The sequence below is a fragment of the Pantoea sp. RG18 genome, from assembly GCF_025910075.1.
Lineage (GTDB): Bacteria > Pseudomonadota > Gammaproteobacteria > Enterobacterales > Enterobacteriaceae > Pantoea > Pantoea agglomerans.
The window spans coordinates 290,600-303,852 of sequence record NZ_JAPCIL010000002.1 but is presented as its reverse complement, the minus strand read 5'-3'; the positions used below and the strand labels follow the sequence as shown (position 1 = coordinate 303,852).

Here is a 13,253-nt window from a genome sequence, read left to right as displayed (position 1 = left end):
TCGCTAACAGATGTATGATTTCGGGGCGCTTTGCGCCCCGTTTGCCATAAGGATGGACTATGTTACAGATTGATCGCCTGCCCGCTGAGGTCAAGCGCCCCGCTTACGACCGCAGCCAGTTAAAAACCCGTATGGTACATATCGGTTTTGGTGCATTTCACCGTGCCCATCAGGCGCTCTGCAGCGATAAGCTGGCTGAACAGGGCAGCGACTGGGGTTATTGTGAAGTGAACCTCAACAGTGGCGCGTTGATTGAGGCCCTGCGAGAGCAGCAGCTGCTTTATACTCTCACCGAGATGGCCGATGATTCATTGCATACCCGGGTGATTGGCGTCATTACTCAGGCACTGCACGGCAAAAGTGACGGTATTGAGGCGGTGATCAATGCCATGAGCCAGCCTGAGGTAGCCATTGTCTCCATGACCGTCACCGAGAAAGGCTATTGCCACCAGCCTGCCAGTGGCAATTTAAATCCCGATCACCCTGACATCGTGCATGACCTGCAGAATCCGCATTCGCCGCGTTCGCTGCCCGGTCTGATTCTGGCCGCGATTCGCCGCCGACGTGATCAGGGCTTACCCGCCTTTAGCGTGATGTCCTGTGACAACATGCCGGAAAATGGTCACGTGACTCGCAACGTTGTTGTGCAACTGGCACAGCATCAGGATCCGGCACTGGCAGACTATATTCAGCAACACATTACCTTCCCCTCGACCATGGTCGATCGTATCGTTCCGGCCATGACCGATGCGGCGTTTGCGGCACTAGGCGCGCGTCTGGGTTCCGATGACCCGGTTGCGGTTGAAGCGGAGCCCTTCTTTCAGTGGGTGATTGAAGATAACTTCGTCAATGGCCGTCCGGCGTGGGAAAAAGCGGGCGCAGAACTGGTCAGTGACGTTCTGCCCTATGAAGAGATGAAACTGCGCATGCTGAATGGCAGCCACTCTTTCCTGGCCTATCTCGGCTTTCTGGCCGGTTATGAGTACATCAGTGACTGCGTGGCCGATCCCCATTTCCGCGCCGCCGCCCGTTCACTGATGATTGATGAGCAGGCGCCGACGCTGCGTACCCAGGGCGTGGATCTCAACGCCTACGCCGATTCGCTGATCGCCCGTTACGAAAACCGTGCCATTAAACATCGTACATATCAAATCGCCACTGACGGATCGCAAAAATTGCCACAACGCATGCTCGACAGCCTGCGCTGGCATCTGCAGCGCGGCAGCCGCTGCGACCTGCTGCTGCTGGGCGTGGCGGGCTGGATGCGCTATGTCGGCGGCGTCAATGAGCAGGGTCAGCCGATTGAGATCCGCGATCCGCTGAAAGCCACGCTGGCAGAGACGGTTGCCGGTAGCGAAGAAGGCGAAGCACGTGTCCGTGCGCTATTGGGTCTGCGCGACATCTTTGGCGAAGATTTAGCGCAGAACGCCGATCTGGTGGCCCGACTGACGACGTATTACCAGCAACTGACGACTCAGGGCGCGCGGGCGACGGTGCAGCAGTGTATGAGTCAGGCATAACAGCCTGGTGACAAAGCGCTGGCGCAGATGCAGCGCGCTGATTAGACTGACACTTTCCCATCGCGCTGGCCCCTGCCAGCCGTAATATGGATATTGCTGCATGTCGATCGCCTATACCATTACTACCAGCGAACCGGTAAATCAGCAGATTTACCGGTATCTGCGCAAAGATATCGTCACCTGCGCAATTCAGCCGGGCTCGCTGCTCTCGGAAAAAGAGGTGTCCGCGCGCTTCAACGTTTCACGCCAGCCGGTGCGCGAAGCGTTCATCAAGCTGGCCGAAGCCGGACTGGTACAGGTATTGCCGCAGCGTGGCACTTTCGTGCGCAAAATCTCCGCTAAGCGGGTGGCGGATGGCCGCTTTATCCGGGAGGCCGTTGAGGTGTCGGTGGTTCGCCGTGCGGCACTGGAGATTGATGATCCGGCTCTGATGGCGCTGGAGCATAACCTGCAGCTGCAGCGCATGGCCGCTGAGCGGCATGACAGCCAGGCTTTTCTCACTCTGGACGATGAGTTTCATCGCCTGATTGCTGAAAGCATTGACTGTAAGCTGGCCTGGGAAACGGTGGAGAACATCAAAGCGGCCATGGACCGGGTGCGGTTTTTGACGCTGAGTGAAGTCTCTCCACCAGACAAGCTGATTGAGCAGCATGAAGAGATTTTTGCGGCGCTGAAGCGTCATGACGCCGATGCAGCCGAAGCGGCAATGCGTCGTCATCTGCAGGAGATGATCTTCTCTATCACCCCGATTGCCGAGCGTAACAGCGCCTGGTTTGAAGCACCCTGAACCTGAAACCGCCCGCACCACCTGATTACCAGGTCGATGCGGGCCTTCGTCGTTACCACCATTGATGAAAATGGTGAACCGGCCCGATACCCTTCCCGACCTCCAGCGAATCCGCCTGCAGCAGCGCCTGCTGTAACCAGTTTTTGGCTTCTCCAATCGTCTCTGCCCAGTCAGCATGACGTGGTCGCAACGCGGCTAAGGCTGCCGACAGCGTACAGCCGGTGCCGTGCGTATGACGGGTATTCACGCGCGGCGTACTGAATCGCTGCTCTGCTGAGTGCGTGATCAGCCAGTCCGGGCTCTCCGCCGCCGTAAGGTGACCGCCCTTCATCAGCACAGCCTGACAGCCCAGTGCCAGCAATGCCCGTCCCTGCTCGCGCATTTCCTCTTCATCTGCCGCAATGGCGCAATCCAGCAACGCCGCCGCTTCCGGCAGATTAGGCGTGATCAGCGAGACCTGCGGCAATAACAGCTCTCGTACACTGGCTACGGCGTCTGGCGAGAGCAGCGCATCACCACTTTTCGCAACCATGACCGTGTCCAGCACGATAAACGGGATTGCCGCATTGCTCAGCCGGGCCGCCACCTGCTCCACGATAGCCGTTTCTGACAGCATGCCAATTTTTGCGCTGTCGATGCGCACATCACTGAGCACCGAATCGAGCTGGGCGGCCACAAAGTCAGGCGTAATGCGATAAACCGACTGCACGCCGCAGGTGTTCTGTGCCACCAGCGCGGTGATGACGCTGGTGCCATAGGCTCCCAGAGCGGAGAAGGTCTTGAGATCGGCCTGAATCCCTGCGCCGCCGCTGGGATCGGTACCCGCAATCGTCAGAGCGTTAATACGCTTCATGATTACCCTCCAGCGTCCAGAGTACATCAATAAACGCCGTGGCAAAGCTGCCGGGGCCGGCAGCCTGCGCCGCTGCCTTTTCACCCGCCAGCGCCATCACCTGACAGGCGGCCGCGACATTCATCAGCCGATCGCCAGGCAGAGAGCTGAAACCCGCCACCACTGCCGAGAGGGCGCAGCCGGTCCCGACTACCCGTGTCATTAAGGGGTTTCCACCGTGTACAGCAAGGAGTCGCTGACCATCAGTGGCGTAGTCCACTTCACCGGTGACGACCACCAGCGTGCTCCAGGTTTCCGCGAGCTGTTGGGCCGCATCGAGTGCTGCATCCGCCTGATGCAGCGTGTCGACACCGCGCCCGCCGCTGGCCTGTTGTGCCAGCGCCAGAATCTCTGACGCATTACCCCGAATCACCGCCGGTTGCTGGCTTAACAATTGCTGGCAGAAGTCACTGCGCAGCGTCAGCGCGCCGACGGCAACCGGATCGAGTGTCCAGGGCGTGCCCGCCTGATTAGCCGCAGTGACGGCAGCCTGCATCGCCTGCTGGCGCTCGCGGGTTAAGGTGCCCACGTTAATCAGCAGTGCATCGGCCATGCTACTGAACTGGGCGGCCTCAGCGGCATCGATCACCATCGCCGGTGAGGCATGGAGTGCCAGCAACACGTTGGCGGTGAAGTTCTGGACCACGTCATTGGTCATACAGTGCACCAGCGGTGACTGGCGGCGGAAAGCGTGCAGAATGGGCGCGAAGTGCGCGGCAGAAAGGTGTTGAGATTGATGTGTCATCGTAGCTCCCAACCGGCGAACAAGAAGGCGAATGCGGTCAGGCATCAGACTTCCCTACGCTGGCATTATCCAGTTCAGGTCAGCGGGTTTTTCTCAGCCCTTTCCGTGTGGAAAGCGGCACCCCGAGTCGTGTTACGGCTTGCAGCATAGGCAAGCCGCGCAGCGAAAGCAAGCGACTCCCGCCTGGGAAATAATCAGAGCTGAAACAATTCACATGATCCCGATCAACGCCTGAGGGTGCAAAAAAAGGCTTAATGCTGCGGGTTAACGAGATACCTCTTTATAGGTAGCTCCGCTTATTACCCGGATGGGTAATATTTCCCGCAGTGACTCTGGTTACCCCATAATAATTAACCTGCTCGCAGCATCATCGTAAAAAACACTTTATTTCATGGGGTTAGAAAACTCCTGAAGCGGAACTTCATACTATTCAGGATGTATGATGCGATTTTTAGCGCTTATTCCACACCGCCATCGATGGCAGGATATTAATATTGAACGCAGGGGTGCCGTGGCACCCAATGGCAGACAGTACCTCTCCACCTATATCTCCGCCCGTTGCACAGGCTGTGGCGAAATTATTCACCGTGTCTATTATCGCGACATCAGCGATCGGCAGGCGCGCCGCTGGTTAGGTTAACGTCCCGGCAACGGTCATTCCGGACACAGTTCAGGTTAACAGTTAGTTAGCAATTTGTTAGTCTGGTAACTAATCATCGTCTGACCAGACTCTCTCTATGCCACTGCTGTTTGAAAGCTTAAGCCATCAAATTTACCTGTCAGCCCCGCTGTTTATCCTGATCCTGCTGGGGTACTGCCTGACGCGCCTGGGGAAATGGCCCGCCAGCATCAGTGAAGGGATGAACCGCTTTGTGTTTAACGTTGCTCTGCCCTGCATGCTGTTTCGGGTGATGAGCACCTTCTCGCAAAGTCCGCCGGTGGATGCGCGCCTGTTGCTGGCCTTTTTCGGCAGTTGCCTGCTGGTGTTTATCGTGGGGCGACTGCTGGCAACAAGGCTGTTTAATCTGGATGGCGTAGCGGCGTCGGTTTTTGCGCTGGGCGGCATCTTTTCCAATAACGTGATGCTGGGGATCCCGGTGGCCACGGTACTGCTGGGGCCAGAAGCCCTGCCACCGGTGGCGCTGGTGCTGGTTTTTAACAGCCTGATCCTCTGGACCTTACTGACCGTTTCGGTCGAGTGGGCAAAACAGGGCAGCTTCTCGCTGGAAGGACTCTGGCGCACCCTGCTCGGCGTGCTGAAGAATCCGCTGATCATCGGTATTCTCAGCGGTACAGCCTGGAGCTTTCTGCAACGTCCCTTGCCGCTGCTGGCCGCTGAACCGCTAAAGATGCTGGCCTCACTGGCTGCACCTCTGTCGCTGGTGACGCTGGGCATGAGCCTGGCACACTATCGGGTGCGGGATGGCTTAAAAGAGAGCTATACCATCTGCCTGCTGAAGCTGGTGCTGCAACCGATGACGGTATGGGCTATCGCGTGGCTGACCGATCTGCCGCCGCTGGAGAGTAAAGTGGTGGTGCTGCTGGGATCGATGGCAGTCGGGGTTAACGTCTATCTGATGTCGCAGAAGTTCAATGTCATTACCGGCCCGGCGGCGGCGAGCATGCTCTTTTCTACCGTGTTTGCGGCGGTGACGACGCCAATCTGGATGATGCTGATGACGCTGGCGGGCTATTAACAAAAAAGCCCCTCAGCAGGCGTGCTGAAGGGCTATTGTCTGGCTAACTAAATGTTACTCAGCCGATTTGGTACGAATCAGATAGTCAAAAGCGCTCAGTGAGGCTTTAGCACCCTCGCCGCTGGCGATGATGATCTGCTTGTACGGTACGGTGGTGCAGTCGCCCGCGGCGAACACGCCTTTCAGGCTGGTTTCGCATTTACCATCGATGATGATCTCACCCATTTTGTTGCGCTCAACCGCACCTTCCAGCCATGGGGTATTCGGCAGCAGACCGATCTGAACGAAGATACCGGAGAGCGGCAGCTCATGAGTGGTCTGCGTCGTACGGTCGATATAGTGCAGGCCGGTGACTTTGGTGCCGTCGCCTTTCACTTCGGTGGTCTGCGCGTTCAGGATCACATCCACGTTCTTCAGGCTGCGCAGCTTATCCTGCAGCACCTGATCGGCGCGCATCTCACCGGCAAACTCCAGCAGCGTAACGTGTTCAACGATACCGGCCAGGTCAATGGCCGCTTCCACGCCGGAGTTACCGCCGCCGATCACCGCCGTGCGTTTGCCTTTAAACAGCGGGCCATCGCAGTGTGGGCAGTAGGTCACGCCTTTGGTGCGATACTCTTCTTCACCCGGCACGCCCATGTTACGCCAGCGTGCCCCGGTCGCTAGGATGATGCTGCGGGATTTCAATACTGCGCCGGAGGCGGTTTCGATGGCGTGCATTCCGCCCTCTTTCGCTGCCGGGATCAGTTTGATGGCGCTCTGGCTTTCAATGACGTCCACGTTGTAATCATCCACGTGTGCGCGCAGTGAACCGGCCAGTTTTGCCCCTTCGGTTTTCGGTACGGAGATATAGTTTTCGATATCGACCGTGTCCAGCACCTGGCCGCCAAAACGCTCACCCAGCAGGCCGGTACGGATACCTTTACGTGCTGAGTAGATGGCTGCCGCTGCGCCCGCCGGGCCGCTGCCGATAATCAGGACTTCATACGCGTCACGCTTGTTCAGCTCTTCTGCCGCACGTTTGTCTGCATTGGTATCCACTTTGCTGACGATTTCCGCCAGGCTCATGCGACCCTGACCAAACTCTTTACCATTGAGGTAAACCGCTGGCACGCCCATCACGTTACGTTCCTGAATCTCGTTCTGGAACAGGCCACCATCGATAGCGGTGTGGCTGATGCGCGGGTTAATCACCGCCATCAGGTTCAGCGCCTGTACGACGTCAGGGCAGTTATGGCATGAGAGTGAATAGTAGGTTTCGAAATGGAAGTCGCTGTCCAGCGCGGCAATCTGATCCAGCAGGCTTTGTGCTTCTTTCGACGGATGCCCACCGGTCTGTAACAGTGCCAGCACCAGTGAGGTAAATTCGTGACCCAGAGGTGAACCGGCAAAACGCGGGCCGCTGTTCGAACCTGGATTGGTGATTAGAAATGAGGGCTTACGCACCTGACGATCGTTCTCTTCGCGGAAGCTGACTTTGTCAGACAAACCGGCGATATCAACCAACAGTTCACGGATCTCGGTTGATTTTGCACCTTCGTCCAGCGTGGCAATCAACTCAACAGGTTTGGTTAATTTCTCAAGGTAAGCCTTGAGCTGGGTTTTCAGATTTGTGTCGAGCATAGTGATATCCTGGTCAAAAAATCGGGTGCCGCAGCACCCGATTGGAGAATGGTCGAAAGGCCGAAGCGGAATTAGATTTTGCCAACCAGGTCCAGAGACGGAGCCAGTGTTGCATCACCTTCTTTCCATTTAGCCGGGCACACTTCACCTGGGTGAGAAGCCACGTACTGAGCCGCTTTCACTTTGCGCAGCAGGTCAGAGGCGTCACGGCCAATGCCTTCAGCAGTGATTTCGATTGCCTGGATAACGCCTTCCGGGTCAACGATAAAGGTACCACGGTCAGCCAGACCTTCGTCTTCGCGCATGATTTCGAAGTTACGGGTCAGCGCGCCAGTCGGGTCACCGATCATCGTGTACTGGATTTTCGCGATGGTGTCAGAAGAACCGTGCCAGGCTTTGTGGGTAAAGTGGGTATCGGTAGAAACGGAGTAGATATCTACGCCCAGTTTCTGGAACTCTTCGTAGTGATCAGCCACGTCGCCCAACTCGGTCGGGCAGACGAAGGTGAAGTCAGCTGGATAGAAGAAGAACACACTCCATTTACCTTCAACGTCTTTCTCGGTTACGTCGATGAATTCGCCGTTTTTGAATGCTGCGTTTTTGAACGGCTTGATTTTGGTATTGATAATAGACATCTGGTGGCCTCCGTTAAAATATGTGATGCAGGTTACATAATTTCCGGGCCAACATCTAATATGCAGTCGTTATCAATTTGATTAACGAAAGCTATCAAACGCTAAGAGCCTGATGCTCTCTGGCCCGGCAGGCAGTGTACAGCGATTTACGTGACATTTAACCCGCTTTATCTTTTCCGCCCCTCTCCGCAAATCGCTGCTAGTTTTGTTAGACCGGATTAAAAGGGAGCTGACTTGTGGAGATTCGTCCGTTTACTGAAGCCGATCGTCCTTTTCTGCGTACGCTGTTTCTGGCGGCGCGTCGGCATAACTGGCGCTGGCTGGACGGCAGCGAGTGGCAGCTGGAAGATTTTGATGGGGTAATCCTGGGTGAAACCGTGCTGGTCGCGGAAGCTGACGGACAGCGGGTCGGATTTGCCGGCCTGCTGGAGAACGATAATTTCCTGCACAGCCTCTATGTCGATCCTGACTGGCAGGGGCGCGGCGTGGGCAGCGCTTTGCTTAAGGCGGCAGAGGCGCGCTTTACCTCAACCGGTGCGCTGAAGTGCCTGCAGAAGAATAAAGCGGCGCAGGCCTTTTACCTGAAACATGGCTGGAAGATGATTTCACAGGGCGAAGGCGAACACGGCGGCTACGTGTTAATGCACTACCCGCTGGCCTCGCAATATGCCAGCGGGTCGGGTCGGGCTTAAAGCGCGCGGAAGGCGATGTCGCCGGGGATGACTTCGCCCTGCCAGTAAAGCTGGGCAGCAACGCGTCCGGCCAGCTGGCGATAAAGCGCGGTAAACTCGCTATCGGGCCGGCGAATCACCGTCGGCTGTCCTTCATCGAGATCTTCGCGCAGGTCAATGTGCAGCGGCAGCTGGGCCAGCAGCTGCGTCTGGTAATCCTCTACCAGTTTCTGTGCGCCGCCAGTGCCGAAAATCGGCTCATGGAAGCCACACTGACTGCAGACATGCAGGCTCATGTTTTCCACCACACCAAGTACCGGCACATTAACCTTTTCAAACATCACCAGCCCTTTGCGGGCATCAATCAGGGCGATATCCTGCGGCGTAGTCACCACCAGCGCGCCGGTGACCGGTACGTTCTGCGCCAGCGTCAGCTGAATATCGCCGGTACCGGGTGGCATATCCAGCACCAGATAATCCAGCTCAGGCCACAGCGTCTCGTTCAGCAGCTGCATCAGCGCTTTGCTGGCCATCGGCCCGCGCCACACCATGGCATTGTCGTCCGTGACCAGATAACCAATAGAGTTGGTTGCCAGCCCGTGCGCCATGATCGGCGCCATGTGGGTGCCATCCGGCGAGGTAGGCCGTTGATCCTGGGTGCCAAGCATGTTCGGCACTGACGGGCCATAAATGTCGGCGTCAAGAATGCCGACCCGCGCCCCCTCTGCTGCCAGCGCCAGCGCCATGTTCACGGCGGTGCTGGATTTACCCACGCCGCCTTTGCCAGAGCTGACCGCAATAATATTTTTCACGCCGTTGACGCCCGGCTGGTTTTTCACCCGTTTCAGGGTGGCAATGTCATGGCTGAGTCGCCAGTCGATGGCACTCGCGCCGGTCTGACGCAGCAGTTCGGCGCTGACCTGCTCTTTCAGGACGTCGAACCCGCTGGCCCAGGCAAACGGCATCAGCAGCTCCACATGCAGCGTACCGTCAAGCTGTGCCACGTGATGTAACGCCTTCAGGGCGGTGAGATTCTGCTTAAGGGTCGGATGCTCAAAGCTTCTCAATACGCCAGCCACGATGGCGCGCAGGCCTTCTGGCGTCTGCGGTTCCCGGGATTGTGCTGTCATCCCCTACTCCTTATTTCTGCTGTGCTTACGCTGTGTTTCAGCGATGTATTGTCAATGATATCAGATGCTCGTGGATCTGCGGTGACCGGAGGGGGTGAATCCCTTGTGTTTACGCAGGAGAAGCCTTCAGTTACCATCTAAGCCCGTTTTTTCAATCAACAGAAAGCTACGCAAACTATGACTCAAGTCGCTAAAAAAATTCTGGTAACGTGCGCACTGCCTTACGCGAACGGATCAATCCATCTCGGCCACATGCTCGAGCATATCCAGGCCGACATTTGGGTGCGTTATCAGCGAATGCGTGGCAATCAGGTTTATTTCATCTGCGCCGATGATGCGCACGGCACGCCTATCATGCTGAAAGCTCAGCAGTTAGGGATTGCACCGGAGCAGATGATTGCAGAAATGAAAAGCGAGCATGAGGCCGACTTTGCCGGTTTCAACGTCAGCTATGACAACTATCACTCGACCCACGGCGACGAAAACCGTGAGCTTTCTGCGCTGATTTATGGCCGTCTGAAAGAGAACGGTTTTATTAAAAACCGCACCATCTCCCAGCTTTACGATCCGGAAAAAGGGATGTTCCTGCCGGACCGTTTTGTAAAAGGCACCTGCCCGAAATGTAAATCTGCCGATCAGTATGGCGATAACTGCGAAGTGTGTGGCGCGACCTACAGCCCGACCGAGCTGATCGAGCCAAAATCGGTGGTCTCTGGCGCGACGCCGGTTCTGCGCGACTCTGAACACTTCTTCTTTGATCTGCCATCCTTCAGCGCCATGCTGCAGGCCTGGACCCGCTCGGGTGCGCTGCAGGATCAGGTGGCGAACAAAATGCAGGAGTGGTTCGAATCGGGCCTGCAGCAGTGGGATATCTCCCGCGACGCGCCCTACTTCGGCTTTGAAATTCCGGATGCGCCAGGCAAATATTTTTATGTCTGGCTGGATGCGCCTATCGGCTACATGGGCTCGTTCAAGAACCTGTGCGACAAGCGCGGCGACATCGACTTCGATGAATTCTGGCGTAAAGACTCTACTACCGAGCTCTATCACTTCATCGGTAAAGATATCGTCTACTTCCACAGCCTGTTCTGGCCAGCGATGCTGGAAGGCAGCAACTTCCGCAAGCCGAACAACCTGTTTGTGCACGGCTATGTCACCGTCAACGGTGCCAAGATGTCGAAGTCGCGCGGCACCTTTATTAAAGCCAGCACCTGGCTGCAGCATCTGGATGCGGACAGCCTGCGTTACTACTACGCGGCGAAACTCTCTTCACGTATCGACGATATCGACCTGAATCTGGAAGATTTCGTCCAGCGCGTAAACGCCGACATCGTCAACAAAGTGGTTAACCTGGCGTCACGTAACGCGGGCTTTATCACTAAACGCTTTGACGGCAAACTGGCGGCTGAGCTGGCCGATCCGGCGCTCTATCAGACCTTTGTGGACGCGTCAGAGAAGATTGGTGAAGCCTGGGCCGGTCGTGAATACAGCCGGGCTATTCGTGAGATCATGGCGCTGGCCGACCTGGCGAACCGCTATGTCGATGAGCAGGCTCCGTGGGTGGTGGCGAAGCAGGAAGGCCGTGATGCCGATCTGCAGGCGATCTGCTCAATGGGCATCAACCTGTTCCGCATTCTGATGACCTGGCTGAAGCCGGTGCTGCCGTCACTGAGCGCCCGTGCAGAAGGCTTCCTGAGCTGCGAACTGAGCTGGGATGCTATCGCGCAACCGCTGCTGGACCACCAGGTTGCGCCATTCAAAGCGCTTTACAGCCGCATTGAGATGGCAAAGGTTGAAGGACTGATTGAGGCCTCGAAAGAGGATGCCGCTGCCGCCAGTGCACCGGCCGCAAGCGGCCCGCTGGCAGATTCGCCGGTAGGTGACACCATCACCATCGACGATTTCGCCAAAGTTGATATGCGCGTGGCGCTGATTGAGCAGGCGGAACTGGTTGAGGGTTCGGACAAGCTGCTGCGCCTGCAGCTCGACCTGGGCGGTGAAAAGCGTCAGATCTTCTCGGGTATTCGCGCCGCCTATCCCGATCCCTCTGTGCTGGTCGGTAAAATGACCATTATCGTGGCCAACCTCGCGCCACGTAAAATGCGCTTTGGTATCTCTGAAGGCATGGTGCTGTCAGCGGGTCCTGGCGGCAAAGATCTGTTTGTGCTGTCCGTCGACAGCGGTGCTGTACCGGGAATGCCCGTTAAGTAACACTCTGCATTCTGCGGCTTTAACCGCTTAGCGCAGTGCCGTTCTCAAACCCTTCGTGCCTCATCACGGGCGCGAAGGGCTATCTCTCCTCGCTCTGAATGTGCACCGCTTCTATTCCACTCCCGCCCCTGAAAATCTGTATCTGCTACGGCCACACCGCTGCGTAAATGTGATCGCTAGCACGCTAAGCGGTTAATGCGTATGATGAAGCTCAGTGAAAACAGGAGCCTGCCATGCTCACCGTGCTGTCTGTCTGCGGGCGCTATCTTCGCGCCTTTATCATCATTTATCTCTGCTTATACGCCGGAATCGGCATCGCCTCTCTGCTGCCCATCAAACTGCCTGGCAGCATCCTTGGGATGTTAATTCTGTTTGCCCTGCTCGCCTCGCAGATCCTGCCGGTCAGCTGGGTTAAACCGGGCTGCCATCTGCTGATTCGCTATATGGCGCTGCTGTTTGTGCCAATCAGCGTCGGGGTAATGAGCTACACCGATATTCTGACCGCGCAGTTTGGCCCTATCGTGATCTCCTGCGTCGTCAGCACCTTCCTGGTTCTCTCTATTGTCGGCGTAAGCGCCCACCAGCTTCATAGTCGCCGTCCGGCCGGGGAGTCAGGCGATGAGTGAAATATGGTGGTCACTGCCACTGACCCTGGCGGCATTTTTTCTGGCGCGCAAACTGGCGATACGGCTGAAAATCTCGCTGCTTAATCCGCTGCTGGTCGCGATGGCGATTATTATCCCGATTCTGCTGCTGTTGCAGCTGCCCTATTCGCGCTATTTCGCGGGCAGTCAGATTCTTAATCAGCTGCTTCAACCGGCAGTTGTCGCGCTGGCACTGCCGCTGTATGAGCAGATGCACCAGATCCGAGCCCGCTGGAAATCGATTATTGGCGTCTGCTTTATCGGCAGTGTGACCGCCATGACCTCTGGCACCGCTATTGCTCTGTGGATGGGTGCCACGCCTGAAATCGCCGCTACCATTGTTCCTAAATCCGTTACCACGCCCATTGCGATGGCCGTCTCCGGTTCGTTGCACGGTATTCCCGCCATCAGCGCCATCTGCGTGCTGATTGCCGGGGTACTGGGGGCGGTGTTCGGACATACCGTGCTGAATCTGCTTGGCGTGAAATCTAAAGCAGCGCGCGGACTGGCGATAGGTAACGCGTCGCACGCCCTCGGCACAGCGCGCGCCGCTGAACTCGACTATCAGGAAGGGGCATTCAGCTCACTGGCGCTGGTGATCTGCGGCATCATCACCTCACTGCTGGCGCCGTTTATTTTTCCGCTGCTGCTGCACTGGTTTGGCTGAAAGTTTGCGAGAGATCTCGCAAAGTTGAAAC

General features: G+C 56.8%; 13 protein-coding genes and 1 riboswitch. Of the genes, 8 read left to right on the top strand and 5 right to left on the bottom strand.

The window, feature by feature from the left end; all coding sequences use genetic code 11:
* Window positions 1–59: 59 nt before the first annotated feature.
* Both OK409_RS01855 and OK409_RS01850 read left to right on the top strand, forming a co-directional pair.
* Window positions 60–1,520 carry a mannitol dehydrogenase family protein gene (locus OK409_RS01855; protein WP_264366676.1) on the top strand — a complete coding sequence of 487 codons (1,461 nt, stop codon included), beginning with the start codon at window positions 60–62 and terminating at the stop codon, window positions 1,518–1,520.
* A 100-nt stretch (window positions 1,521–1,620) separates the two neighbouring features.
* Window positions 1,621–2,307: a GntR family transcriptional regulator gene (locus tag OK409_RS01850; RefSeq protein ID WP_010248206.1), complete on the top strand. Its 687-nt coding sequence runs from the start codon at window positions 1,621–1,623 to the stop codon at window positions 2,305–2,307.
* A gap of 52 nt (window positions 2,308–2,359) precedes the next feature.
* Here the strand turns inward: OK409_RS01850 and thiD are convergent, their stop codons facing one another.
* Both thiD and thiM read right to left on the bottom strand, forming a co-directional pair.
* Entirely contained in the window at window positions 2,360–3,160 is an 801-nt protein-coding gene (thiD, locus tag OK409_RS01845; RefSeq protein WP_033778762.1) for a bifunctional hydroxymethylpyrimidine kinase/phosphomethylpyrimidine kinase, read from the bottom strand.
* Window positions 3,147–3,944, bottom strand: a complete 798-nt coding sequence (thiM, locus tag OK409_RS01840) for a hydroxyethylthiazole kinase (protein WP_264366675.1) — start codon at window positions 3,942–3,944, stop codon at window positions 3,147–3,149. Before thiM ends, thiD begins: the two co-directional genes overlap by 14 nt.
* Window positions 3,945–3,978: 34 nt before the next feature.
* Window positions 3,979–4,079, bottom strand: a riboswitch (TPP riboswitch).
* A 307-nt stretch (window positions 4,080–4,386) separates the two neighbouring features.
* On the opposite strand from thiM, the gene OK409_RS01835 reads away from it, so the two are divergent.
* Together OK409_RS01835 and OK409_RS01830 are read left to right on the top strand one after the other, a co-directional pair.
* Complete coding sequence (locus OK409_RS01835; protein WP_010670995.1) at window positions 4,387–4,584, top strand: hypothetical protein; 198 nt, start codon at window positions 4,387–4,389, stop codon at window positions 4,582–4,584.
* A 97-nt stretch (window positions 4,585–4,681) separates the two neighbouring features.
* Window positions 4,682–5,641, top strand: a complete 960-nt coding sequence (locus tag OK409_RS01830) for an AEC family transporter (RefSeq protein WP_022625034.1) — start codon at window positions 4,682–4,684, stop codon at window positions 5,639–5,641.
* Window positions 5,642–5,695: 54 nt separating this feature from the next.
* Here OK409_RS01830 and ahpF read toward each other — a convergent pair whose 3' ends face one another.
* Both ahpF and ahpC read right to left on the bottom strand, forming a co-directional pair.
* Window positions 5,696–7,264 (bottom strand): alkyl hydroperoxide reductase subunit F, encoded by a 1,569-nt coding sequence (gene ahpF / locus OK409_RS01825; protein WP_010248223.1) that lies wholly within the window; start codon window positions 7,262–7,264, stop codon window positions 5,696–5,698.
* Between the two features lie 71 nt (window positions 7,265–7,335).
* Entirely contained in the window at window positions 7,336–7,899 is a 564-nt protein-coding gene (gene ahpC, locus OK409_RS01820; RefSeq protein ID WP_010248225.1) for an alkyl hydroperoxide reductase subunit C, read from the bottom strand.
* Window positions 7,900–8,135: 236 nt separating this feature from the next.
* Here ahpC and OK409_RS01815 point away from each other — a divergent pair, with 236 nt between their 5' ends.
* A complete protein-coding gene (locus OK409_RS01815) occupies window positions 8,136–8,591 on the top strand; it encodes a GNAT family N-acetyltransferase (RefSeq protein ID WP_010670997.1) in 456 nt (151 codons plus the stop codon).
* Here the strand turns inward: OK409_RS01815 and apbC are convergent.
* On the bottom strand, window positions 8,588–9,700 hold the full coding sequence (gene apbC, locus OK409_RS01810) for an iron-sulfur cluster carrier protein ApbC (protein WP_172607985.1): 1,113 nt from the start codon (window positions 9,698–9,700) through the stop codon (window positions 8,588–8,590). The genes OK409_RS01815 and apbC overlap by 4 nt on opposite strands.
* 177 nt (window positions 9,701–9,877) lie before the next feature.
* On the opposite strand from apbC, the gene metG reads away from it, so the two are divergent.
* From metG to OK409_RS01795, 3 genes are all read left to right on the top strand, one after another.
* Window positions 9,878–11,911 (top strand): methionine--tRNA ligase, encoded by a 2,034-nt coding sequence (gene metG / locus OK409_RS01805; RefSeq protein ID WP_159226591.1) that lies wholly within the window; start codon window positions 9,878–9,880, stop codon window positions 11,909–11,911.
* A gap of 233 nt (window positions 11,912–12,144) precedes the next feature.
* Window positions 12,145–12,537 (top strand): CidA/LrgA family protein, encoded by a 393-nt coding sequence (locus OK409_RS01800; RefSeq protein WP_010248237.1) that lies wholly within the window; start codon window positions 12,145–12,147, stop codon window positions 12,535–12,537.
* Entirely contained in the window at window positions 12,530–13,222 is a 693-nt protein-coding gene (locus tag OK409_RS01795) for a CidB/LrgB family autolysis modulator (protein WP_010248240.1), read from the top strand. The genes OK409_RS01800 and OK409_RS01795 overlap by 8 nt, the downstream gene beginning before the upstream one ends.
* Window positions 13,223–13,253 lie beyond the last annotated feature (31 nt).